Genomic DNA, 25438 nt, shown 5'->3' with positions numbered 1-25438 from the left:
CCAGATTACAAACCAAATAATTGAACAATCACTACATCAATCGCTTTAATGGCAATGAATGGTAGAACCACACCGCCCACCCCATAAATCAACATATTTCGACGTAGTAACTGAGTTGCAGTTGACGGTTTAAATTTCACGCCTCGGAGTGCGATTGGAATTAATAGCGGGATAATAATCGCGTTAAAAATTAATGCAGATAAAATCGCGCTGCTTGGACTTGCTAAGTGCATTACATTCAATACTTGCATTTGTGGAATTGCAGCAGCGAACAATGCAGGCAAGATGGCAAAGTATTTAGAGACGTCGTTTGCTAACGAAAATGTTGTTAAAGCACCACGCGTAATCAGCTGCTGCTTCCCAATCTCAACCACAGCAAGAAGTTTGGTTGGATCTGAGTCTAAATCAACCATATTGCCAGCTTCTTTTGCAGCTTGTGTACCCGAGTTCATGGCTAGACCAATATCAGCTTGTGCTAGTGCTGGTGCATCGTTGGTTCCGTCACCGACCATCGCAACTAAACGGCCTTGTTGTTGTTCGGTGCGAATACAAGCCAATTTGTCTTCTGGTTTTGCTTCGGCAATATAATCATCTACCCCAGCTTCAGCAGCAATCGCGGCCGCAGTTAATGGGTTATCACCCGTAACCATAACGGTTTTGATGCCCATTTCTCTTAAACGTGCGAAACGTTCTTTAATGCCGTGTTTAATTACATCAGAGAGTTCAATCACGCCTAATACATGATGTTGATTTGCGACAACCAATGGTGTTGCACCTTTTTTAGCAACTTGTTCAACACGTGCTTTTAACTCTAAATCTTGAGAATAATCTTCATCTACAAACTTCAAGATTGCATCTAAAGCACCTTTACGAATTTGGTCACCATTCGGTAAATTCACACCGGAAATTCGAGTTGATGCACTAAAAGAGATAAATTCGGCTTGCTCAGGTTCTTGCTGTTTTAGACCTTGCTCTTTTGCTAACTTAACAATCGACTTCCCTTCTGGTGTTGGGTCTGCAAGTGAACTCACCCAAGCAGTGGCTCTCAACTCCGACTCAGTTACCGAAGTTAAAGGATAAAAAGAAGTCGCTTGACGGTCACCATAAGTAATGGTTCCTGTTTTATCGAGTAAAAGCACATCAATGTCACCCGCAACTTCTACCGCTTTACCTGATTTTGCCAAAACATTGGCTTTGAGTGCACGGTTCATCCCCGCGATACCAATCGCAGGTAACAAGCCGCCAATGGTTGTAGGAATCAGGCAGACCAATAACGCCACGAGCACAACTGGATCAAGTTCAATATGCAAATACTTGGCAATAAATGGCAAGCTAATCACGACAATTAAAAACGTGATTGTCATCACCATTAACAAGAAGCCAAGCGCAATCTCATTCGGAGTTTTTTGGCGATTTGAGCCTTCAACCAAAGCAATCATGCGGTCTAAGAAACTTTGACCAGATTCAGCAGTCACTTGCACAACAATACGATCTGTAAGTACTTTGGTTCCGCCAATAACACCTGAACGGTCTGTTCCAGCTTCACGTAGCACAGGTGCTGACTCACCTGTAACAGCCGATTCATTAATAGTGGCAAAGCCTTCTACAATCTCACCGTCGGCTGGAACAAGCTCACCTGCATGTACTTCAATAAAATCATTTAAATGAAGTTGGGTAGCTGCAACTTGAGTCGCTTGACGGTCTGTCAAAGAGTTAAGTCTTCGAGCCGTTAAATTTTCTCTTGCTGCACGCAATGAAGATGCCTGTCCACGACCTCTGGCTTCTGCAACCGCTTCAGCATAGTTAGCAAATAAAATGGTAATAAACAGAATTGCTGTAACCGCTAAACCAAATAACAGCGTGGTGTAACCCAAGACTGTACTCATTGCGGTAACGACTGTTCCAAGCCATACAATTGCCATTACAGGGTTTTTAATTGCATGCTGCGGTAGCAGTTTCACAAATGCATTTTTCCAAACTTCAAAATTTGGCACTGCCATGGTTTGTTTATGGCTATTTACATGAGTTTGTGTATTCATTTTCACTCGCCTCCTTAGCCTTTAACCAACAAAAGTTGATCGGCAATTGGCCCAAGGACAAGAACTGGCATAAATTGTAATAAGGTAAGCAACACAACAATCGTAATCAGCGTTAAAGCAAAGGTTGGAGTTTCAACTTGAAGACTACCTGCTGTTTCGGAGGCTTTTCTTTTTGCTGCTAAACGTGTCGCAATCATTAATGGCAAAATTAATGTCGGAAAACGTCCTAACAGTAGAGCGATACTACAAGTGACATTCCACCATACAGTGTTGTCTCCAAGACCTTCAAAACCTGAACCATTGTTGGCAAATGCAGAAACATATTCGTAGAACACTTGGCTAATACCATGTGGTCCCGGATTACTAATTCCAGATATGCCTGGAACGCTGAGGCTTAATGCGGTAAATGCAAGAATGACTAAAGGTTGAATCAAGATAATAATCGCGAGCAATTTAATTTCTGCCGCTTCAATCTTGCGTCCAAACAATTCAGGGGTACGACCTGTCATTAAACCTGCAATAAATACTGCAAGTAACAGATAAATCATAAACTGTTGCAGACCACAGCCCACACCACCCCAAATCGCATTAATCAACATGTTGATGAGTTCAACTAAACCAGTAAGCGGCGCAGAAGAATCATGCATCATATTGACCGAACCGTTATTCACCTGCGTAGTGATCGCTGCCCAAACTGCTGATGCTGCTGGTCCAAAACGTTGTTCTTTACCTTCCATTACGGCAAGTTGAGATGCTGTCGATGACATACTCTCAGACCAGACAGCTGCTGCACCTGAAATAATCGACATGAAAAGCATGCTGCCAAACACAAAGTAGGCAAATTTTTTACGTTGAGTAAAATGCCCAACCATAAAAATCACGGTAAGTGGAATGAGTAATATCGCAATCATTTCTAGTAAATTAGAAAGTGGTGTTGGATTTTCTAAAGGCACACTACTATTTGGACCGTACCAACCACCACCGTTACTTCCCAATTGCTTAATCGCTACCATTGGTGCAACTGGCCCTAAAGGAATTTTTTGAGTTTGAACCGTATTGGCTTTATCAATCAGCTGTACTTCCGGCCCGCCTTGGAAAGTTGCTGGCACGCCTTGGCTGTTGAGCAATAACGACCAGACAAAACAGAGCGGAAGCAAGAATCGAACTGTAGGGCGAATTACATCTGCCCAATAGTTACCAATTAAAATTTGATCTGGTTGCTCGGCAACATCGGCCGCAATATGGCTTGGGCGCTGATAAAAGAAAGCTCTTAAGGTCGCGACCACCAAAGCCAACCCCATCATTGGAGTAATGACTTGCAAGCCCACAATACCTGTCATTTGCGACAAATAAGATAACTGAGCTTGACCAGAATAATGCTGTTGATTGGTATTAGTTAAAAATGAAATAACCGTGTGTAATGCTAAATCCCAACTCATATTTGGTGCATGATTGGGGTTTAATGGTAGCCATACTTGCGTCATAAAAATAGCAAAAACGGCCACAGCTAGAAAAACACAACTCACAACAAATGCTAGAGAATATTGTTTCCAGTTCATTTGTTGTTGTGGAGATATACCTAATAAGCGATAAACAGGATTTTCAATCCAGCGAAATAATCCATCACCCCACATTGGCTGATTTGTCATCACTTTAGATAGATATTTACCGAGGCACCATGCTAGAAAAATAGCAATAAATAAAACAAGTATAAGTTCTAACATGGCTATTCTCCTCTATACCCCTTGGCTTGATTTGCCAAACTGGAAATAAGGAGAGATGAAGAAATATCATTTGTTTTAAGTCCGCATAACACAATGCCAGACTGATGCAAGATGCGCATTTGAGAATTTATAAGCATCTTTATTGTCCTGAAATAACACTAATTTAGTGAATTTCAGTATGGGTAAAATGCTCGTAAATTCTCTATTGAGGAAATCAAAGACCGCGTAAAGTTTGCGTAAAATCTACATTAAAAGGCATTAAATTTTAAAATTGACGACTGGATAAAGCGTTTCATCAGTCTTCAAATTTTCACAATGCCAAAGCTCATATAAAGGGATTTTTACATCGAGTGCTAAAGGTAATTTTTTAGAATTAAATTGCATATGGTCCAGATCAGTTCCCCATGCAATCAAATCTACATCTAAAGAAATATGATGCGATGGACGAACACGTCCAGAATCTGTCTCAAGTTTTTTGAGAAAAGATTCAATTTGTTCAGACGATAAAGTGCTTCTTAATAGACATGCTGAATTCCAGTAATCATCTCCAATACCATCTCGGCATGGAATTTGATAAACAGATGAAAACTGCACTTTCCCCAAAGTTGCTAATTGCGTATACGCAAAAGTAAAGTGCTGATCTGCGTCTAAATTACTCGCTAGCGCGAGCGCAAAAATTGTTTCTGGTGCGTTCAAGACGAATTCCTACAGCATTAGCTTCTGCAATGATGGCGGGCTTACGGATGGTTATGGTAATTTTTTCAATTGTTGGAAAGGTTTCAAACAAACATTTCAAAACAAGATGTGCTGCATGTTCAATTAATTCAGGTTTGGCTTGTTGAATGGTTTGAGCCGATATCTCACAAATCTGAGCATAGTTGAGTGTATCCTCAAGTTTGTCAGACTGCGCTGCTCGGCTCAAATCATTATGGATGGTTAAATCCAACATTAAAGGTTGAATAATTTGTCTTTCCCAGTTGAAACAGCCAATCACTGTCTCAACCTTCAAACCTTCAATGATAATGACATCCATAAATTTAAACTGACCTTAGTGCTTTAACAACGAAGCAGGTTCCATATTTTGAACCATTTTCAAACGTTGGTCTGCATAAATATCAGTATATGGTGCGAGTACGCGCATAAAACGATCGAAATAAAGCATTTGCTTAAATAACAAGGCAAAATCTCGAGGGAATTTAATACCGTGGCGCTCACCAACCCCTACCATATCCATCATGATATCGTTTAAATCGGCTGGATTTGAAGCCAAAATCTGTTGAGGGTCAGACATTAATACGCCATTAAACAAGCGCTCTAAATCTTGTGCCAATACATCAACATCAACTTTGTTATGAGTCATGCCCATTTTCAGCATGTTTTCAGCCATTGCCTGATAATCAGTTTTTTGCAATGCATCCATAAAGGCCATACACGCTGTCCAGACTTCTGGGTTTAGCTGCCCGACAATACCAAAGTCAATAAAACCAATTCGACCATCTTCGAGCAACATTAGATTTCCAGCATGTAAATCTGCATGGAAACTCTTACATAGCATTAGGCTACCGAACCATGTATTCATGGCAGTAATCAGTACTTGTGATGGGTCTTTGGCGTATTGTTTTACAACACTAAAATCTGTCAACGACACACCGTATAGGCGTTGCATAGTCAAAACACGACGTGTAGAAAACTGATGATAAACTTTAGGTGCAGTCGCAGCTTTGTTTTGTGAAATATTCAGATATTCAATAAAGTCATCTAAGTTTTGTGCTTCTTCAATGAAATCAACTTCGCGAACCATACGGCTTTTAATTTCATCAACAATTTCAGAAAGTGCAGCAAATTTAATTTTAGGTACGACACGTTCAAGCAATTTAGCAGCCCAATGCACCACACTTAAATCTGTATATAAAATGGTTTCGACACCAGGTTTTTGTACTTTAATAACAACATCTTCGCCTGTGGTCAGCTTAGCTGCATGAACCTGAGCAATTGATGCAGAAGCTAATGGTTTTTCATCGATATAGCTAAAAATCTGATTTAAATCGCGCCCTTCAAACTCAGATGCAAGCACACCTTGAACATAGCTAAATGGCAGTGTTGGTGTCTGGTCTAAACAACCTTGAAATTCTTCTACATATTCTCGCGGGAAAAGCGATGGAGTACTCGCAATAAACTGACCAAGCTTAATATAAGTTGAACCAAGCGACTCAAAAGTCTCTCGCATGAGTTTGGCATTACTTGGTTTTTCAGTTGCGTATTTAATTCCAGCTTTGGCCGCAACCACTGCTGTTTCACCAATGCGGGCGACGGAACGGAACCCATCAAACAAAATATTTTTTTTCATATTTCTTCAAAACCAAATCATTCAGGTTGAGTGTAGCAAATTTTGTTTAATTTACTGTTTAGCTTGCCTGACAAAGTGGGCAATTTACATCTTTATCAAAACTAACAATACGTTGTGTCATGTTTAATCCATCCCACAATAATAATTTCTGTTTTAAAGGTACACGATTTACCCCTAAATACAGCAAAGTGTGATGTGCTTGTAATGACGCTATCATTACAGGAGTAGTTGCAAGTACCCCCGATTCTGCACAGCGTAGGCCTTCATTGCTATGTTGTTCTTTTGGAAAAAGACATTCATAGCAGGCTGAATCTCCTTCAACCATAAACATTTGTGCCTGAAAACCAATTGCTGAAGCACTAATTAATGCGACCTGATGTTTCTTACAAGCCGCGTTTACTAAATAGCGAGTTGTAAAATTATCACATCCATCTAAAACCACATCTTGATGTTCAACAAGTCTATCAATGTTATGTTCGTCTAACCGTTCGTTATAGTATTCAACACAGATATAAGGGTTAATTTTCTGTAAACGTTTAGCCAAAATTTCTGCTTTATAACGTCCGATATCTTCATGACCAAACGCAATTTGACGCTGCAAGTTACTTATCTCAATCGTATCTGCATCAATCAGTGTAATTTTCCCAACCCCTGCTCGCGCAAGTAGCTCTGCACTGCTACAGCCTATGCCACCAGCACCTACAATCAGCACATTAGCAAGTTTGAGTTTTTCCTGAGCTTCAATATCCCATCCATCAAGTAAAATCTGACGGCTATAGAGATGCATTTCTTCATCACTTAACTCTACAAAATCGATATCTTGAAGCTCGGTCACGCGTTAATCCTTTCACTTAGAAGCGAAATGATTTTATGACTAAGTTCGTCATTATGAAAGCTATAAAATAGAAACAACTTTTTTATTCTAATAAAGCTTATTTACCAACATTGCATCTATCAAGCTTTCTGCAACAATAGAAATATCTATTTTTTTCTTTATTACTTAGGCTAAATATGACGCAATCATATATTGCACCTGTAGAGTTAGAAAAAGCTTATCGTTTATTAAATCATGGTCCAACTGTGCTTGTTTCTGCACAACATGGTGACGACCGCAATGTGATGGCTGCCGCTTGGGCATGTGCCTTAGAGTTCAAACCAGCCAAAGTGTCAGTGGTTCTTGACAAAAGCACTAAAACCCGACAGCTCGTTGAGCAAAGTGGCTATTTCACACTACAAGTTCCCTGCTATGCACAGCTCGATCTGACTCATCAACTTGGGACAATTAGTAAGTTGGATGATCCACAAAAACTTGAACATTGTGGAGCTGAGTTATTCTATCAAGAAGGTCTTACTAGCCCACTTGTGTCAGGTTGTATTGCATGGCTTGTGTGTAAGCTTATTCCAGAACCTCATAATCAGTCAGCTCATGATTTATTTATTGGTTCTGTTGTGGGTGCATGGGCAGATAGCCGTGTTTTTAAAGATGGGCACTGGCATTTTCAAGATGCACCGAAAGAACTTCGAAGCTTGCATTATATTGCTGGTGGAACGTTTTATTTAATTGGTGAGCAAGTTAAAGCTCAGCTTTAATCATCAAAAAGCGAGTTTCATTTAAGTTTTTGAAGTGTATTGAATCGAATTAAAACTAGACAATTTCTGCTCAATGGCAAAAGACCGCATAACAATTGCGGTCTTTTGCAGTCAGCGGCTATTTATTAAAATCTCACACTTAACCTTGGATAACTTAAAGAGTAATTACTAGATGTACTTATTATTTTGCTGCCATACGAATTGCACCATCCAAACGAATGACTTCACCATTTAAATATGAGTTTTCAGCAATATGCCCAACCAAACGAGCAAATTCTTCGGGTTTTCCTAAACGAGATGGATATGGCACCATTTGTCCCAAAGCATCTTGCACATTTTGTGGCATACCAGTAAGCATTGGAGTTTCCATAATTCCCGGTGCAATGGTCATAATTCGAATGCCATGGCGCGCAAGCTCACGAGCAATTGGCAATGTCATAGCCACGATAGCGCCTTTTGATGCAGAATAAGCTGCCTGACCAATTTGACCGTCAAATGCTGCAACGGAAGCAGTGTTTACAATCACTCCACGGTCCTCTTCACCTGCTTCAACCGTATTTTTACTCATTGCATCTGCTGCAAAGCGCAGCATGTTAAACGTACCTGTGACATTAATATTTAAAGTCTTTGCAAATAACGCCAAATCATGAACACCTTCACGACCAACTACTTTTGCAGAAGGGCCAATACCCGCACAGTTCACCAAACCATGCAAACTACCATGTTTTACTAACACATCTTTAAAGAACTGTTCAGCAGCAGCTTCATCGGTTACATCAAGTTTTACGAAGTCAGCTTTTGACCCTAATTGTTTTACTTGCTGCTCGCCTGCTTCTACATTCATATCTACCAATGTGACTGAAGCACCATGTTGTATTAAATACTCAGCTGTAGCAGCCCCTAAACCAGAGCCACCACCTGTAATAACAAAATGCTTTCCTTGAATTTTCATTATTTACGATCCTATAGAAATGTTCTTTAACTTTAGTTGTGAGAGTAAAAGTTGTTGTTTTCCGATACAATTTCAAAAAGCCTCAAAGTGCTTGCAGCTTTTGATCAATCCAAATTTTAAATATGAAATATTTCACTTGAAATATATGAAGAAAATATGAGTCTTTGACATGGTTGTCCAATCTTCTTTAAGTAAAGGCACAATTTCGATTGCACTAGTACATGAAGCACTGAGTGCGGCTTATGCCAAAGGCCTAAATACACAAATAATTCTAAATAAAGCAGGCATTCCCGCTGAATTACTGATGTCTCCAAAGGCTCGTGTGCCTGTTGCGACATATACCCAATTATGGATAGAGCTTGCCAACGCCATGAACGATGAGTTTTTTGGCATGGACAGTCACCCCATGCGTCGTGGTAGTTATAAATTATTGACTAAACTCGTTAGTACGGCCGAAACTTTAGAAAAGGCACTTCACGATATTTTGAAGTTTTTTAACTTTGTGCTTGATGACATGCGCGGAGAATTAATACGAGAGCAAGAAAAAGCTTATTTGGTGATTCATGATCGTGAACAACCTAAACGCATGTTTACCTATGCAACCTTTTTAATATTAGTACACGGACTTATGTGCTGGTTAGTAGACCAAAGGATTGGCTTAAATAGTATTAGAGTACGTTGTCCTAAACCGAACGATATTCAGGATTATCTGGTACGTTTTGGTGAAGAAATTCAATTTAATGCCGAGATAAATCGAGTTGAATTCGATGCCCACTATTTAGATATTAAAATTAAAAAAGATAAAAAAGCGCTTTATGATTTTTTAGAACAAACTCCACAAAATCTTTTAGTTCGCTTTAAAAATGAAAATGCCTTGAGCGTTCTTATTCGTCGCCACCTCTTGAAACTCCACCCCGCGCGATGGCCCGAACTCAAAGATGTTGCAAAACAACTCAATATTTCAGAAGCCACCGTTCAACGCCGGCTGAAACATGAAGGGGTCAGTTATCAACAAATTAAAAATGAAATCCGCTGTGATATTGCGGTTCAACGTCTAAGTAAAACCAACGATTCAATTCATGAGATTAGTGAAGATTTAAGCTTCCAAGACCCAAGCGCCTTTCACCGCGCCTTTAAAAAATGGACTGGCGTCAGCCCAGGTACCTACCGAGATAATTTCACTGCACACAATCAATAACGTATATATCGAACATAAGCTTAAAATTCTAATAATTAAGCTTATGATATTTCTGTCTTTTAAATTCAATATTCCAGATAAGTGCACTACTTAAAACTTAATAATCACTATAAAAACAGTTATTTATAATTTTATCTAAACTTTATCTTTCAATCTGATTTATAAATCAAAATAACTAAGTTTGTAAGCCATCAAACGCGTGAAAGGATGATCTATTATTTCATTTCGGTTCTATTTTTATTATGTCTTTAAAATCAAAATTTTCTTTATCAAAGACTTTGCTAGCATCAACATTGGGGTTTGTATTTGCTTCATCTGCTTTTGCAGCAGTTCCGACTACACTTAAACTTGATTATGCTTACTACGCACCAACCAGTTTAGTCGTCAAAGATCAAAAACTTCTCGAGAAAGCCCTACCAAATACTCAAATTAAATGGGTTTTCAGTCAAGGTAGCAACCGCTCATTAGAATATCTCAACAGTAATAGCATCGATTTTGCTTCTACCGCTGGATTAGCAGCTGTATTAAGCCGAGCAAATGGTAGTCCAATTAAAACTGTGTATGTACAAAGCCAACCTGAATGGACCGCCCTTGTTGTTGCAAAAGACTCACCAATTAAAAGTCTAAAAGACTTAAAAGGTAAGAAAATTGCAGCTACCAAAGGCACAGATCCATTCTTATTTACACTCCAAGCACTAGACACTGTAGGCTTGAGTAAACGCGATGTACAGCTGGTTCATTTACAACACCCAGATGGAAAAACCGCCTTAGAACGTGGCCAAGTAGATGCTTGGGCTGGACTTGATCCGTTAATGGCTTCAGCTCAAATTCAATCGGGTGCCAAATTGCTTTATCGTAATGTTGGATTTAATAGCTATAGCGTACTGAGTGTTAAAGAAGATTTTGCAAAGCAAAGCCCTGAAGCGGTAGAGGCAGTTATTAAAGCCTACGAACAAGCCAGAAAGTGGGCAAAAGCCAATCCAGATAAAGTGGCAGCACTTTTAGCTCAAGAATCAAAACTTCCTCTACCTGTGGCAAAACTACAACTGAGTCGAACCAACTTCGATCAAAGCATTCCATCGGCAACTCAAGCACAAGCACTAAAACGTTCTGGGAAAATTTTGACAGAAGAAGACTTGGTTAGAAAAGGCACCAATGTCAATCAAGTGGTTGATCAATTGTTAGACCCTCGTTTTGCTCAAAAAGTCGTGAAATAGTATATGAGTGATTCACTTAACAAAGCTGAGCTAAATCATTTCTTAGCTCAGCAAGCTTTAAAATCGCAGAAAAAGCATTTAAACAATAGATTTACACGTTGGTTTAAAGCGCTACTCATTCCACTTATCTTTTTAGTGGCTTGTGAGTTTTTAGTCAGAAATGGCTATATCGATGCTTATCTACTCCCTGCACCTTCTAGTTTATGGCAATCTTTTTTAGATTTAGCTTATAGCGATCTATTTGCCCATATTTATATTAGTACGTGGCGTGTTCTATTCGGCTTTATTATAGGAAGCGGTTTAGGTTTAATTTTTGCGATTTGGGTTGGATTAAGTAAAGAAGCAGAAGCTTATTTAGAACCGACCTTTTCAGCAATTAAATCAATTCCAAGTCTTGCGTGGATTCCATTGTTATTACTTTGGTTAGGAATTGACGAAGGTTCTAAAATTACATTGATTGCAATTGGAGCATTTTTTCCAACCTATACCAATACAGTTGCAGCAATTCATAATGTAGATAAAAAGCTCATTGAAGTTGGAAAAGTTTATCGGCTTAATGCTTTTCAGCGAATTATATCTATTATTTTACCGGCAGCATCTCCGGGCATTTTAACGGGTTTACGCAACAGCTTAAGCTTATCTTGGATGTTTATGATTGCAGCTGAACTGATTGCAGCCACTCAAGGCATTGGCTATTTACTCAGTGATGGCCGAGAAACGTCTCGACCAGATATTGTTATCATTGCAATTATTTTATTAGCCCTATTGGGTAAAGCAACCGATACCTTAATGAAACTTATAGAAAACTGGTTATTACGTTGGCGTGATACGCTACAAAAGTAATTTTAAATCCAGCATGCCAAAGTGACTCGATCATTTTGGCCATAGTCTTGAATGGTTTTAATCTGGCTAAAACCATGCTCAGCAAATATATTTCGAACAGCTTGCCCCTGATCATAACCATGCTCTAGTACAATCCAGCCTTGTGGTTTTAACCAGTTTTTCCCTTGGGCAATAATAATTTCAATATCAGCCAGTCCCTGATGATCTGCAACCAATGCACGGCGTGGTTCTGTTGCCAAAGCTTGCATGTGTTCATCTTCAGGGTCGATATACGGCGGATTAGAAACAATTAAATCAAATTTTTGTGGCTCTAGTGCTTCAAACCAAGCGCCACAAGCAAATTTCACACGTTGCAAATTATGAGCTTGTGCATTTTCTTTTGCGACTTCTAAAGTAGGCGCATAAATATCAGTTGCTGTGACGAACCAATCGGGACGTTCACTCGCTAATGCAAGCGCAATTGCACCTGTCCCCGTTCCTAAATCCACAATATTTGCATTATTTGGCAAATTTAGATTTAAAACGGTTTCAACTAAAATTTCAGTATCAGGTCGTGGTACTAAAGTATCAGATGTTACTTTTAAATCGAGCGTCCAAAATGGCTGTGAACCCGTTACATAAGCTAAAGGCTCACCTTTTTGAATACGTTCAAGACCAGCTACATAGTCTTGCTCTTGTTGGGTAGTTAACTCTTGCTCAAGTCTAAACTTTAATTCAAGCGAATTGATTTTTAGAAAATGCTCAAGTAACCAAGCATTTTCCTGTCGTTCATAACTGTCAGGCTCACCACGAATTGCAAGCGCTTGAGCAATATTCATTAGCCGCCATTTTCCTGTGCAAGCATTGCAAGCTGATCTGCCTGATATTCGCGATGTAAGCTATCAAGCAATTCAGTTAAATCACCTTCCATAATCGCGTCTAACTTATATAAAGTTAGGTTAATACGGTGGTCAGTCATACGACCTTGCGGGTAGTTATACGTACGAATACGCTCAGAACGGTCACCAGAACCCACTAAATCGCGACGCATCTCAGAAGTTGCTGCATCAGCTGCTGCACGTTTTGCATTTTCTAAACGCGATACCAAAAGAGCCATCGCTTTAGCTTTGTTTTTATGCTGTGAACGTTCTTCTTGGCACTCAACTACTGTACCAGTTGGAATGTGGGTAATACGCACTGCCGAATCTGTTTTGTTAATGTGCTGACCACCTGCACCAGATGCACGGTAAGTATCAATACGTAAATCTGCTGGATTAATCTCGACATTTGTATCGACATCAATTTCAGGCAAAATCGCAACTGTACAAGCAGATGTATGAACACGCCCTTGTGATTCAGTCGCTGGAACGCGTTGCACACGATGCGCACCACTTTCAAATTTTAGGCGACCATAAACACCATCACCATCTACACGGCAAATGACTTCTTTAAAGCCACCATGCTCACCTTCATTTTCAGAAAGTACTTCAATACGCCAATTCTGTGTCTCGGCATATTTACTGTACATACGGAATAAGTCACCAGAGAAAATTGCAGCCTCATCACCACCAGTTCCGGCGCGAATTTCTAAATAAGCTGCATTAGAATCATTTGGATCTTTTGGAATCATCAAAATATTGAGCTGGCTTTCTAACTCTACAAGCAAATCTTTATTTGCTTGAATTTCTTCTTCTGCCATATCTTTAAAGTCAGGATCAGACTTCATCATTTCAGCAGTTTCAATATCTTCTTCTGCTTGACGGTATTTGCCCCAAACTTCGGTAATTTCAGATAAATCACTATGTTCACGAGACAATTTACGGAAACGTTTGTTATCGGTGATGACTTCCACATCTGCAAGCAACGCGGTAAGTTCTTCATGTCGATCACAGAGTTGATCAAGTCGTAAACGGAGTGACGCTTTCATAAGAGGAAATATCTCAAAAGTCCAAAAAGCTTATCAAATGCTATGTAAATAGAAGATAAGCAAAATCGTAAAAATAGCGCATAGTTTACAGATTATGCCGCTTAAATGACATATATAATCAGCCAATTCATCAACTTTCACTGTAAGTAACAACTTATAAATATAATGATTTCAGATGAGATTTATTTACTCGCCTACAATTTAGCTTTCTCTATAAAAAATAATAAGCCACGTTTTTCACTCAACTGGTAATAGAGGCTTTATTTATAAAACCTCTATTATCTGGCCTATTTATTTTAATTTTTCTAATAATGTTTTACCGACAAGAATAGCCGAGGCTGGATTTTGCCCTGTAATAAGTTCACGATCTACCACTACATTTGGAGTCCATGCGCTTGTATTACTTTGATATTTACCACCAATTGACTGTAAAGCCATTTGTGGATAGAACTTCATTTCACCACCTTTTAATAAAGGCTTCGCTTGCTCTTCCTCTTGGTTACTAATTACAGTCATCCGATAATTTTTATAAATCCACTCACCAGTTTTTACAGTTTTTCCTTGCTCAAGTTGCTTAACCACTTCCGAAGCATTAGGTAATGTTGACATCAAAGCTATAGGACCATGACAAACCAGTGCTGTAGGTTTTTTAGCATTATGAAAAGCTGTCAGAACTTTCCCAAGCTGTTTATCTTTTAAAAGGTCTTGCATAGGTGCATGTCCACCTGGAATATAAATAGCATCAAACTGATCAATACCCATTTGCTCAATACGAGACAGACTTAAAACTGGAGAATCCTGAGTAGAAGTTAACTTTAGATCATGCAATAAGCCTGCATATTGCTTTAATGCTTTCTCGTCTTGATTAAAGTACATCGCACTATTTGATGACTCATCTAACGTCGGTGCTTTCCCTTTTGGTGTAGCAAAAGTTACAGTGTGTCCTGCATCTAAAAGCATTTTTGTAGGCTGCATTAACTCATTTAAATAAAAGCCTGTTTTAAAAATATGACCACTTTTTAGCTCTAGCTGTCCCTCATCAGACAATACAACTAATACATGAGCGGCATTAGCACTAAATGCTGCTGAAGTTGTAATTACTGCAAGCATTATTTTATTGAGTGTTTTCATCATTCGACCTTCATTCCAGCCTTGTGCTGGATTTATAACTGGGATGGATATATTCTATTTTTGCCAGTAAGGTAGAAAAACAACCACATTTACAAATCTTTTTTGCGTTTGAGGACAAAATGTCTCGCCAATTTGACCATCTTGCCGATGTTGAAGTGTTTTTAATTGTGGCTGAAAAGCTTTCTATTAGTGCAACTGCAATTCATTTGTCAACGACGCCTTCAGTCATTAGTAGAACAATTACACGGCTGGAGAAAAAATTGGGTATCCAGTTTTTTAGAAGAACGACTCGCCATCTGAGTTTGACGGAAGCGGGCCAACTTTATTACGAAAAAATGCAGCATGCTTTTCAGTTAATTGATCATGCAGAGCGTGTAATTCAAGGCGAGCAACTGCAACTTTCTGGGAAAATCAAATTAAGTGTTCCTACAACTTATGGACACTATCGTTTACCACCCTTATTAGAAAAATTCCTTTTGCAATATCCAGACATTCAAATTGAAATCAGCATCTCTAATCGCAATGTTGATTTAATTGCTGAGGGTTTTGATTTAGCCATTCGTCAAGGGCATCTGCCTAATAGCTCGCTTGTGGCAAGACCGCTAGAACTTGCCCCTCTTCAACTAGTTGCTTCTCCAGATTATTTAAAGCGCGTGGGTGTTCCTAAAACTTTGGAAGAATTAAATCATCACCAATGTATCGCTTTTGAATTACCAAGTAGTGGCAAAATAATCCCATGGTTCTTTAAAGATGGTGATCATGAAATCCAGTGGATACCAACAAATCGGATTTTAGTAAAAGAAGATATTTTAGGCGTAGTTTCTCTTGCTGAAAGTGGATTAGGAATATGTCAGAGTTATAGTTTTATTGTTAATGAAAAAATTCGACAAGGAAAATTACAGCCTTTACTTGAGACTTATGCAGGCCACTCACGTCCCTTCTCTTTATTGTATGCACAGCATAAACATATGTCTTCTGCGACAAGAGCTTTGATCAATTTTCTCTGTTCAGATCGCGATTAATCAACTCATTAAAATTAAATGAGACTCATATTTATCTATATGAGTATTAAATATTCTATTTTAATAGAAAACATACAAACCAGACACTAAACTACAATAATGAATTGATGGTTCTCCATATTTTAAGAAACGTGTTTTGTTACATTTGCCGTAACAAAAGATATAGGGTCCTGCTGCTAAGGACACGGAGTAGAAAATGAAATTAAATGCTTGGTTATGTAGCGCTGTTTTAGCAACTTCTATGGTTACTGTAGCGCATGCTGACAACACAACACATGTAGCAGCCGCTTCTGCTTTAGGTAGTGTCGCTGGTACTGCAATTGGTAAAAGCATGGGTGGTACATCTGGCGCAACAATTGGTGCTGCTTTAGGTGGTGCTGGCGGTGCAGCAGTTGCGAGTGACCGTCGTCACCGTACAGAATCTGCAATTGGCGGTGGTTTAGGTGGTGGTGCTGGTTATACCGTTGGTAGAAGCATGGGTGGTACAAATGGCGGTTACGTTGGTGCTGCTCTAGGTGCTGCGGGCGGTTCTGCTTTAGGTAATAAAATTTCTAAAGACCGCGATGCTGACCGATCTTCTAAGCATTGGAAGAAAAAACACCGTCGTCATCACTAATCAAATTTGATGAAACGACTCTAAGCACCTTCGGGTGCTTTTTTATTAGGATCAATAAATATTCATAACCTCTCCTTTGCTCATGATTTATCCATAAATTAATAGAAACAATACAAACAGACACAAAACTAGCGTATCTCCTTTGGGGTTCTCCATAATTATCACGAAATTTTTTATTACATTTATCTCAAGATAAAAATACTGTCCTTCTCAGTAAAAAGGACATGGAGCTGCAAGATGAAAACGAATATTTGGTTAGCTAGTGCATTAATTGCAACATCGTCTATGGTGACAGTTGCACATGCAGATAATGGTACTCGTGTTGCTGCAACCTCTGCGTTAGGTAGTGTTGTTGGTACAGCAATTGGTAAAAGCATGGGTGGCACAACAGGCGCAACAATTGGTGCTGCTTTAGGTGGCGCTGGTGGTGCAGCCGCAGCTAGTGACCGTCGCAATCGTACCGAAGCTGCCATTGGTGGTGCTTTAGGTGGTGGTGCTGGTTATACCGTCGGTAAAAACATGGGCGGTACCAACGGTGGTTACATCGGTGCAGCGGTAGGTGCTGCAGGTGGTTCGGCGCTAGGTCGTAAAGTTTCTGAAGATCGTAACTACGATGATCGCTATGATCGTGGTAGCCGTTACGATCGAGATGATCGTAGATATGACGATGGTGACCGTCGTTACTATAGCAAAGGTGGACATCATCGCCGTCATGACAATGGTTTACACCGTGGCTGGTATAAAAATCGCTAATTTACATATGAATCAAAAGAGCACCTTCGGGTGCTTTTTTATTGAGAGGTAAAAGTTAATATCGAAAAAAAACGATATACATTATCCCTCATATATCGTAGTATTTCGATATACCCTTATTCGAGAATATCGCATGCGATCACTTCAAGATACCAAGTTTTCAATTTTGGAACTTGCTCCTATTCGTAATGATAAAACCATCGAATTTTCGTTACGCCACGCATTAGAATTAGCTCAACATGCAGAGAAGCTAGGTTTTGAACGTTTCTGGCTTGCAGAACATCACAACATGGATGGAATTGCGAGCTCTGCTACAGCAGTCTTACTTGGTTTTATTGCAGCACATACACAACATATTCGTTTAGGTTCAGGCGGCATTATGCTTCCTAACCATGCTCCTTTAGTTGTCGCAGAACAATTTGGAACACTTGCTACTTTATATCCAAATCGTATTGAACTTGGCTTAGGCCGCGCTCCTGGTACAGACCAACTCACCATGCGAGCTTTACGTCGTGGTCATCAAGAAACAGAAGATCAATTTCCAAAAGATGTTGTCGAAATCTTAAAATATTTTGACGCTCCTCAAGCAGGACAAAAGATTATTGCAACGCCAGGGCAAAATACCCATGTTCCTGTTTGGTTACTTGGGTCTAGTCTTTTTAGTGCGCAACTGGCGGCAAAACTTGGACTTCCCTACTCATTTGCATCTCATTTTGCACCACGTATGTTAGGTCAAGCGATTCAGCTCTATCGAGAGAACTTTGAGCCTTCTGAGTACTTAGATAAACCTTATGTTTCAATGGGTGTGCCTGTTGTTGTGGCAGATACAGATGAGGAAGCTCAATTCTTAGCAACGAGTGCGTACCAACGTGTATTAGGTTTAATTCGTGGCGAAAGTTTAAAGCTTAAACCACCGGTTGAATCAATGCAGGGATTATGGAATACAGCAGAACAGCTTTCTGTTGAAAACTTCTATGCAATGGCGCAAATTGGTTCTGTAGATACAGTTCGCTCTGGTTTACAAAAACTTTTAGCGACATACGATGTTGATGAATTTATTTTCACATGTGATGTATACGATACAGCTAAACGTTTAGAAAGTTTCACACAACTAATGAACGTAAAAACAGAACATTAAACTCCGCTTCGCATTCCCATACTTGAATTGATTTCGAGTATGGGATGACCATCTATCTGAAAAGACTTTACCCTGACTTCCTGCTTGGTTATTTATATTAAAACGATAAAAACATCATGATTTAAAAACCAAAAGGACTTTTGGAAAATGAGTATTAATATTAAAAATAACACTTCAAAATCAGTAATTTTTCAAAATACCTCTCAAGATTTTGAAGACTTTACTGGTCAAGTGATTCCATCAACCTTAATTAAAGAATTTGATTTTTCACATTCATCTGTCGCGATTATTGGTACAAATCAAGAGACTGTGACCCATCTCGAAAAAATCTGCCAACAAGCAAAGTTTGTGACCGTATTTCAAATCACACCTCACTTTATTTTGCCCCACAGTCAAATGAGTACAAATAAGTTAATTACCCATCCACTCATTATCAAAAACCGGAGATTATTTAACAATCGAGTAAAAAGTCTTTTGGCCTTACGTTTTCTTGACACTCAGATTAGTGAAACATGGCTTAAGCGCCTTTTAACACCCAATATGGCAACAACCAAAAAAGTCTTTTTTAAATCTGATAGTTATTATGCTGCACTCCAAAAATCCAACTGTAAATTACAAACTTGGCCCATTGTTAAGGTAACCAACACCTCAATTCAGAGCATGGATGGTGTAGAACAACCTGTCGATATTATTATCAGAATAACTGCATAAAAATAAAAAAAGCATGGTTTTTAGGCCATGCTTTTTTATTTACTCATATTTTTTAAAATTGCCATGATCATCGTAATGCAAAATGATGCGTTGTTTCTTTTGCAATTCACTTAACATCTCGGGACTAACCGAAAATTGGGTTGCTAACAGTTCAACGGAACTATTCGGTGCTTTCGTCCGTCGGTCCTCGCCACTGAATCTAATCCAGTTATAACTCGCCCACAAAATTAAAATGAGCGCGCTGACTCCAATGAGCAATGCCAAATGCAGCAAGGTCTTAACTTCTGATATATGGTCAACCCAGACATAATCATAAATTAAATGCCCTTCAAAAACCCATAAGAACAGCGAAACCAATGGAAATAGCAACCACATCAAACAAAACCAACCAATGGTTTGTAATGTATAGTTTGCCGTTTTATTTTTGACGTATTCTGGCTGGTCAATATATTCAGGGATATCTAAAATCTCGATATCCTTATTTTCCTCAGGTTTCATGGGTTATCTCCACGGAAGCCTCGATCTGGGCTCACCCAGCGGGCACGCTTTTTAGTGTTAAATAAAGTTTTTGGTACCGCAACGACACTTGTAAACAAAGTCAGTAACCAGAAAAACAACGGATACCAAATAACCCAAAAATAATTTCTAAAGAAGCGACTACGGTCATAGCGCTGATCAATCCACAGACTCACCAAAAACTGGATCAAACATGTTCCACCGAGTATTACACCGTACCACTGCGGCATAAGTGTTTTGATCTGCCATTGCTGAGGCAACTCAATAAACAATCCAACAAAAAATAGCGTAAAGATCAGAATCATGACATAAGACCAGATAATACTGACTAGCGCCTCGATCATGACAGGCCACATTCTGCGAACACGCAGTTTGAACATTTGTGGAATATATTCTATAAGAACCTCTACCCCACCTTGTGCCCAACGAAGGCGTTGCTTCCATAGACCTTTAAACGTCTCAGGCATATAGATATAACAAAGCGCTTGTGGAATATACTGAATATCCCAATGGTCGAGCTGTAGCTTCCATGAAATATCAATATCTTCAGTAATTTTATCATCTGACCAAAAACCGACTCGAACGAGTGCTGTTTTACGGAATGCTGCGATCACACCAGACACTGTAAAAATACGACCATATGTACGCTGTGCACGTTTGATCAAACCAATAATCGAAGAAAATTCACCAACCTGTAATTTTCCTAAAATACTAGATCGATTTAAAATTCGTGGGTTCCCCGTTACAGCGCCAATCCGCGGGAAGTTAATAAATGGCTGCATTAACCAAAGTACAGCATGCGGATGTAACAATGCATCACCATCGATACAAACAAGATATTCGTATTTACTAACCAATACTCCCGATCTTAAAGCTACGGCCTTACCCTGATTTTCTGCTAAGTGCACAACCCGAAGTCGTGAATCTTGCGCTGATAATTCATCTAGAATTTCGGCTGTCCTGTCACTACTTCCATCATTGACTGCAATCACTTCAAAATTAGGATATTTAGTTTGCAGCGCATAACGAATTGTTTGGCGCACTTGAGCTTCTTCGTTAAAACACGGAATGATGATACTGCATCCTTCGTTGGTCGGTTCAGGAAGTGCTTGTTCACGGTATTCTCTTTTAAAGAAGAACCAGAGTCCGCCTACCATCCATGTCCAAGCCATCAGTAAGGGATATAAAAAGGCAAAAGCAAACAGAATATCGAGTAATACTCTCATTACTTTTTCCCCTCTACCAATCCAGCAAATGGCTGATACATCACAGGACTAGCATTCAGACTAATCGGATTATATAAATATTGATGGACATCTTTTGACTTTTCAAAATCATAGCCATCGATACCGAATTTCTGAATCCCTATACGCTGAATCGAAAAAAGTCCTTGCTGTACTTCTTCCCAAGCAGTTTTTTGCGAGTTTTCTGGTAATACTAAAGTCAGCATTATTCTTTGCTTATCATTTTCATCAAGTGTATTTAAAAGCATTAACAACTGATTAAATTGCTTTTTCTTGCCAATTATATTCAACTTCAAATTCACTAAATCATGTTGTAATAAAAGCGTTTTTAGAAGCTCAGGTAGATTTTCTACATGATCTAAATCAGGTGTGAGCAATAAACTAAACTGCGCCTGATTACTCATATTTAAATAAGGTTTGACCGCTTTTTTAGTCAATTGACTCAGTTGTGCAAGCTGTTTTGATTGTTCAATACAACTACTTTCTTGCACTGTTATTTTTTGCATTGCACAATTTAAAGATGTTCCTGCATTAAGCTGAATACCGCTTAAATTACTGTTAAATCGTGCAATATCTTTTGCCAAATCTACAGTTAAAAATGGCTTATCTTTTTGAGGATAAGCAGGCAGCTCTAATATTACCGCTTGGCCCGCACGAGTTTGAGCCTGCCATAAACTACGATTTAAAATATCTTGTTGAACAGACATTTTATTTGTAGGGAAATAAGCAACATCATATTGCCCATCACCATCTTTGTCTTCCAAAGGTTTTAAGATTAAAGCATTATTTTTTAAGCTATACAGTTTTGACAACAACTGCCCTAGTTTTTCATCGGTTTGAGCATTTTGTTGAGCTGCTAACTGCTTTAAATCCATACTTACAAAGTGACGCGGTTGCTTAAATAAATCTGACTCTTCAAAGTTCAAAATATTTAACATACCTTCGGTGAGCTGTTCAGCTGTAGGGTTACCTATAACCAAGCTACGCTTAAAAGTTGAATCACTCACACGATTCATACCATCACGACCCAAACTGAAAGAAAATTCAAAGCCTGCTTGCTGTGCTATTTTTTCCAGTTGCTCATTCACAGCGCCATAAGGCCAAATAATTGCTTTCGGATTAACACCGACTTCTTTTTTCAAAACGGCGTAGGATTTTTTCAAATCCTGCAAAATACGTTGTTGATACTCTGCATCTGTTTCATAACGTGATTGTGATTTTAAATAGGCATAAGAAGTCGCAGCGGGTTGCTCATTGCCTTGAGGATTAGCCAATACACCATGATGTAAATCATCGCTATGGCTTGCAAACTCGGCTAACCCGGATGCTTGCATTTCACGAACTTGAGCCCAGTTCACCAAGTTACCTTGGCCATAGGCTTCATAACCAGCTTTTGTATTACCATTTAACCAACTGGTTGGAAGCGCAAAAACTGCTGGAATTTTATATTGCTTAAGTAAAGGAAATACTCGGCTATAACTACTCAACGCGCCATCATCAAAAGTAAGCAAAATAGAGTTATGCGGCAATTCCTTACCTTGTCGACGGGCTTCCTCAATGTCTTTTAAACGAATCGGCTTCCAGTCAGATTGACTGAGCCAATCGAAGAATTGCGCCAAATTATTGGTCTGAATCGCATAGACATCCCGGTCGCCTTCCTTGAGTACGTCATCTCGTACATCATGAAAAGTCAAAGAAACCGTATGATTCTTTGGTAGTTCAGTTTCAATGCGGGCATGAGAAAATTGTACGGGTAATAATGTTGAAGCAAACACACAGCTCAACATTTTTGACTTCATATTATTCATTAAAAACGCCCTTCAAATCCGAAAATACCATAGGTATGTTGTTCATCATGACCATCGTATGGATGGTATTGCCAACCAATTCCATAATTAAGCTGCCAAGTCCGTGACAGCTGCCATTGATGTTGATATTGCAGAGAGTATGTTGGTCGAGCTGAATAATCTGCTTGTTTATAGAGTCCGACTCCAGCCTCGAAATGCTGTTTAAATGAGCGTTCGTATTCTCGCCAAGTGACCCAGTCATGACTTAAATTCAACTCAGCACTGTAGTGATTACTTGGGCTAAAGTAAGCGGTCTGATCTTGGCTATTACTGCCATAAAATCCACGAACTGTTCCGTAGGTAATATGGTGCGGCGCATCAAATAATCGTTCGCGCCAAAAAGTTGAAAATTCTTGTTGTTTATTACCGTCGCTTATATCTGTTAAACCGTAACTCGCCCCAATTTGACGCGACTCATCTTTTTGCCAAGTCAAAGCGGCACGGTAAGCTTGCCCATCCTCACCAGCATCAATTGCCTGCAATGGAATATTAGCTTGACTGTCATATTGCAATTGATATTGCCAGTGATCGTTTAACCATTGCGACCAATCAAGACGAACACCTGCTTGTCCACCATCTGTACTTTGCGACAAAATTGCCGACAATGCCTTACGGTTCGCTTGCCACTCAGCACCGACGCCATAACGTTGGTCATGCACATCACCAAAACGATATTCTCCGAAACGATCTTGATGCCAAGCAAATAGACGATAATTATCTTTAATCCACGGACTATTAAGACGAGTTTCCATTTCCCGGTCTTTCAAACCATTTTGACCACTCACAGAATCACTATTCTCTGCTTTACTCTGACCCCAAGTCGTTGAGTGCGAGATGGTTGCTCTATCACGATCGTCTAATTCTTTTCGACTTTTAACTACGCCACTATCTTCAGGATAATATTGCAAAAGAGTTTCAGTATTTTTGCGCCATTCTGGAATACTTCCTAAAGCCTGCGCATTTTGCATCTGGTTAATTCGCGTATCTTTAGCAATCGGTGTTAAACCATTTAAACGAGCAATTGTTTGTTTGGACTGTAGAGGTTTATCTCTCCAACGCTCAACACGAGCCAAATTATTAATTAAGCCTTCATTGGCAGGTGCGAGATCTACTTGTTTCTGAAAATGCTTTTCTGCTTGATCAAGATGATTTGCATAAGCTAAATGCATACCTTGTAAAGTAATATAGTCATCACGATCAGGATGGCTTGATTTATCTACCCCTTTGGCTTGACTATATTTATACGTCGGAACAAGTCGATCAACTTCATTCAAAAGTTGTTCAGCTTGTTTATATTTTTCTTGTTCAATATATGAATAGTACAGTCCAGTATATACCGTCATATCTGAATAGTTTTTTTCAGTGAGCAAGGTTTTAAAAGCAAGTTCAGCTTGCTGTGGCTGTCTTTCAGCTAAATAACTATCGGCTATTGCATGACGAACATAGGCTGGTAGTTTTTCTAAAGGCACATTTAATTTAGTAAATTGATCTAATACTGTACGGCTGCGCCCACGGAAGTCCAAAGCGTACAAATAATCATAATGGAATCTTAAATAATTAGGGTCTGATGGTTGAATCAAAGGCTGCATTTGCTCACCTTGCTTCAACACAGCATCAAGCTCAGCAAAGCCTTCACTATCCAACATGCCTTCCCGATTCAAATATTTATAACGAGCAATGGCATTATTTACACGTTGAGAAAACTCACTGACTTGTAGCCAATGTTGTAACGATTCTGTTTGTGCATTTTTATCGCTAGCAAGCAACAATTGCTGAGCCTTGTTATAAGCCCCCACAGCCGCTAAGTCATAACTATATTCTTGTAAAACTGCAAAAGACTTGGGCTGCTGCTTATATGCTTGTTCAATTGCAGATAAAGCATCTACAGGCGAATTGATGAGTCGATATGCATAAGCTATTTGCACAAGTTGATCAGTCTTCAGATTTTTACTATTAATTTTTGCTAACTGTGCTTTGGCATTTACAATATCTTTAGCTTCAGCATATAAAACTGCTAACAAAATCTGCCCATCAGGCGTTTTTTGAATATTAAATTTATTCGACCAATCAATCGCATTTTTAAAGTGTTTAAAATCACGAAAATTACGTATTAAAGGTAACTGTCCATATTCTGGAAAACTAACCAAATTAATATTCGCTAGATGCTGAGAAAAAGTTACCAGATCTTTTTTTTCATTTGACATTACAACTAAATAATCAGCTAGCAATTTTTGATCATGCGGATAGGTTTTTAGCAATTGATCCAGTTGCAATATTGCTTGGTGAGTTTGTCCAGTTTTGTAAGTGTGAATAGCCTGCTCTCGCAACTCATCCACTTGAGCAGCATATAAATTGAGAGGCAAGATGTATACCAATGAAAAAACACATTTTTTTAGCATTTTGATAATCGGATAGTCCCATATCGAGGTGGGAAAGTATAATTAAAATCAAAAACCAATCACACAACATAAAAATAGTGTGATCTATTTATCATTTTTAAATATTTAATGTATTTTTACATGTTTTTTAAAAATATTTAGCAAAATTAAATAATTAGAATTTTTAAACTTACTCAAATATATACATTTCTTTTCAATACTCTTATTTTATTTCACAATTGGATTATAAAAACCTTACAGGTCGA

23 protein-coding genes are annotated in these 25438 nt (G+C 38.9%); 9 read left to right on the top strand and 14 right to left on the bottom strand.

Annotated features, from left to right (window positions below; all coding sequences use genetic code 11):
* Positions 1 to 5: 5 nt before the first annotated feature.
* The 6 genes from kdpB to F935_RS03950 all read right to left on the bottom strand — a co-directional run bounded on the left by kdpB (position 6) and on the right by F935_RS03950 (position 6945).
* Complete coding sequence (kdpB, locus tag F935_RS03975; protein ID WP_080645527.1) at positions 6 to 2045, bottom strand: potassium-transporting ATPase subunit KdpB; 2040 nt, start codon at positions 2043 to 2045, stop codon at positions 6 to 8.
* 8 nt (positions 2046 to 2053) lie between these two features.
* Positions 2054 to 3763, bottom strand: coding sequence for a potassium-transporting ATPase subunit KdpA (gene kdpA, locus F935_RS03970; protein ID WP_016137720.1), 1710 nt, complete (start codon positions 3761 to 3763; stop codon positions 2054 to 2056).
* 258 nt (positions 3764 to 4021) lie between these two features.
* Positions 4022 to 4459 (bottom strand): 2-amino-4-hydroxy-6-hydroxymethyldihydropteridine diphosphokinase, encoded by a 438-nt coding sequence (locus F935_RS03965; protein ID WP_016137719.1) that lies wholly within the window; start codon positions 4457 to 4459, stop codon positions 4022 to 4024.
* A complete protein-coding gene (gene folB / locus F935_RS03960) occupies positions 4416 to 4796 on the bottom strand; it encodes a dihydroneopterin aldolase (protein ID WP_016137718.1) in 381 nt (126 codons plus the stop codon). Before folB ends, F935_RS03965 begins: the two co-directional genes overlap by 44 nt.
* Positions 4797 to 4811: 15 nt before the next feature.
* Entirely contained in the window at positions 4812 to 6110 is a 1299-nt protein-coding gene (locus tag F935_RS03955; protein WP_016137717.1) for an ABC1 kinase family protein, read from the bottom strand.
* 58 nt (positions 6111 to 6168) lie between these two features.
* Positions 6169 to 6945, bottom strand: coding sequence for a HesA/MoeB/ThiF family protein (locus tag F935_RS03950; protein ID WP_016137716.1), 777 nt, complete (start codon positions 6943 to 6945; stop codon positions 6169 to 6171).
* Positions 6946 to 7121: 176 nt separating this feature from the next.
* On the opposite strand from F935_RS03950, the gene F935_RS03945 reads away from it, so the two are divergent.
* Positions 7122 to 7700, top strand: a complete 579-nt coding sequence (locus F935_RS03945; RefSeq protein WP_016137715.1) for a flavin reductase family protein — start codon at positions 7122 to 7124, stop codon at positions 7698 to 7700.
* Between the two features lie 181 nt (positions 7701 to 7881).
* Here the strand turns inward: F935_RS03945 and F935_RS03940 are convergent, their stop codons facing one another.
* Positions 7882 to 8652 (bottom strand): 3-hydroxyacyl-CoA dehydrogenase, encoded by a 771-nt coding sequence (locus tag F935_RS03940; RefSeq protein ID WP_016137714.1) that lies wholly within the window; start codon positions 8650 to 8652, stop codon positions 7882 to 7884.
* 169 nt (positions 8653 to 8821) lie between these two features.
* Here F935_RS03940 and F935_RS03935 point away from each other — a divergent pair, with 169 nt between their 5' ends.
* From F935_RS03935 to F935_RS03925, 3 genes are all read left to right on the top strand, one after another.
* The gene (locus F935_RS03935; protein WP_016137713.1) at positions 8822 to 9850 is read left to right on the top strand and encodes an AraC family transcriptional regulator; all 1029 of its coding nucleotides are present in this window, start codon (positions 8822 to 8824) and stop codon (positions 9848 to 9850) included.
* A gap of 242 nt (positions 9851 to 10092) precedes the next feature.
* Positions 10093 to 11067, top strand: a complete 975-nt coding sequence (locus F935_RS03930; protein WP_016137712.1) for an aliphatic sulfonate ABC transporter substrate-binding protein — start codon at positions 10093 to 10095, stop codon at positions 11065 to 11067.
* A 3-nt stretch (positions 11068 to 11070) separates the two neighbouring features.
* Positions 11071 to 11910, top strand: coding sequence for an ABC transporter permease (locus F935_RS03925; RefSeq protein ID WP_016137711.1), 840 nt, complete (start codon positions 11071 to 11073; stop codon positions 11908 to 11910).
* 2 nt (positions 11911 to 11912) lie between these two features.
* On the opposite strand, the gene prmC is transcribed toward F935_RS03925, so the two are convergent.
* The 3 genes from prmC to F935_RS03910 form a co-directional block, all read right to left on the bottom strand.
* Positions 11913 to 12728 carry a peptide chain release factor N(5)-glutamine methyltransferase gene (gene prmC / locus F935_RS03920; protein WP_016137710.1) on the bottom strand — a complete coding sequence of 272 codons (816 nt, stop codon included), beginning with the start codon at positions 12726 to 12728 and terminating at the stop codon, positions 11913 to 11915.
* Positions 12728 to 13816: a peptide chain release factor 1 gene (prfA, locus tag F935_RS03915; protein ID WP_016137709.1), complete on the bottom strand. Its 1089-nt coding sequence runs from the start codon at positions 13814 to 13816 to the stop codon at positions 12728 to 12730. The genes prmC and prfA overlap by 1 nt, the downstream gene beginning before the upstream one ends.
* Positions 13817 to 14107: 291 nt before the next feature.
* Positions 14108 to 14947 carry a type 1 glutamine amidotransferase domain-containing protein gene (locus F935_RS03910; RefSeq protein ID WP_016137708.1) on the bottom strand — a complete coding sequence of 280 codons (840 nt, stop codon included), beginning with the start codon at positions 14945 to 14947 and terminating at the stop codon, positions 14108 to 14110.
* A 119-nt stretch (positions 14948 to 15066) separates the two neighbouring features.
* Here F935_RS03910 and F935_RS03905 point away from each other — a divergent pair, with 119 nt between their 5' ends.
* From F935_RS03905 to F935_RS03885, 5 genes are all read left to right on the top strand, one after another.
* The gene (locus F935_RS03905; RefSeq protein ID WP_016137707.1) at positions 15067 to 15969 is read left to right on the top strand and encodes a LysR family transcriptional regulator; all 903 of its coding nucleotides are present in this window, start codon (positions 15067 to 15069) and stop codon (positions 15967 to 15969) included.
* 196 nt (positions 15970 to 16165) lie between these two features.
* Complete coding sequence (locus F935_RS03900; protein WP_005039626.1) at positions 16166 to 16585, top strand: glycine zipper domain-containing protein; 420 nt, start codon at positions 16166 to 16168, stop codon at positions 16583 to 16585.
* A 237-nt stretch (positions 16586 to 16822) separates the two neighbouring features.
* Positions 16823 to 17338 (top strand): glycine zipper domain-containing protein, encoded by a 516-nt coding sequence (locus tag F935_RS03895; RefSeq protein WP_016137706.1) that lies wholly within the window; start codon positions 16823 to 16825, stop codon positions 17336 to 17338.
* Between the two features lie 133 nt (positions 17339 to 17471).
* Positions 17472 to 18476, top strand: a complete 1005-nt coding sequence (locus F935_RS03890) for an LLM class flavin-dependent oxidoreductase (protein WP_016137705.1) — start codon at positions 17472 to 17474, stop codon at positions 18474 to 18476.
* Between the two features lie 147 nt (positions 18477 to 18623).
* Entirely contained in the window at positions 18624 to 19187 is a 564-nt protein-coding gene (locus F935_RS03885; RefSeq protein ID WP_016137704.1) for an NAD(P)/FAD-dependent oxidoreductase, read from the top strand.
* Between the two features lie 39 nt (positions 19188 to 19226).
* Here F935_RS03885 and pgaD read toward each other — a convergent pair whose 3' ends face one another.
* The 4 genes from pgaD to pgaA are packed head-to-tail and all read right to left on the bottom strand — an operon-like array spanning position 19227 to position 25193.
* Complete coding sequence (gene pgaD, locus F935_RS03880) at positions 19227 to 19685, bottom strand: poly-beta-1,6-N-acetyl-D-glucosamine biosynthesis protein PgaD (RefSeq protein WP_016137703.1); 459 nt, start codon at positions 19683 to 19685, stop codon at positions 19227 to 19229.
* Complete coding sequence (gene pgaC, locus F935_RS03875; protein ID WP_016137702.1) at positions 19682 to 20929, bottom strand: poly-beta-1,6-N-acetyl-D-glucosamine synthase; 1248 nt, start codon at positions 20927 to 20929, stop codon at positions 19682 to 19684. Before pgaC ends, pgaD begins: the two co-directional genes overlap by 4 nt.
* Positions 20929 to 22755 (bottom strand): poly-beta-1,6-N-acetyl-D-glucosamine N-deacetylase PgaB, encoded by a 1827-nt coding sequence (gene pgaB / locus F935_RS03870; protein ID WP_016137701.1) that lies wholly within the window; start codon positions 22753 to 22755, stop codon positions 20929 to 20931. Before pgaB ends, pgaC begins: the two co-directional genes overlap by 1 nt.
* Complete coding sequence (pgaA, locus tag F935_RS03865; RefSeq protein WP_016137700.1) at positions 22755 to 25193, bottom strand: poly-beta-1,6 N-acetyl-D-glucosamine export porin PgaA; 2439 nt, start codon at positions 25191 to 25193, stop codon at positions 22755 to 22757. Before pgaA ends, pgaB begins: the two co-directional genes overlap by 1 nt.
* Between the last annotated feature and the right edge of the window lie 245 nt (positions 25194 to 25438).

This window comes from Acinetobacter calcoaceticus ANC 3811 (assembly GCF_000399665.1).
In the GTDB taxonomy this organism is placed as follows: domain Bacteria; phylum Pseudomonadota; class Gammaproteobacteria; order Pseudomonadales; family Moraxellaceae; genus Acinetobacter; species Acinetobacter calcoaceticus_B.
The sequence above is the reverse complement of the archived record's forward strand: the minus strand, read 5'-3'. Positions and strand labels throughout refer to the sequence as shown.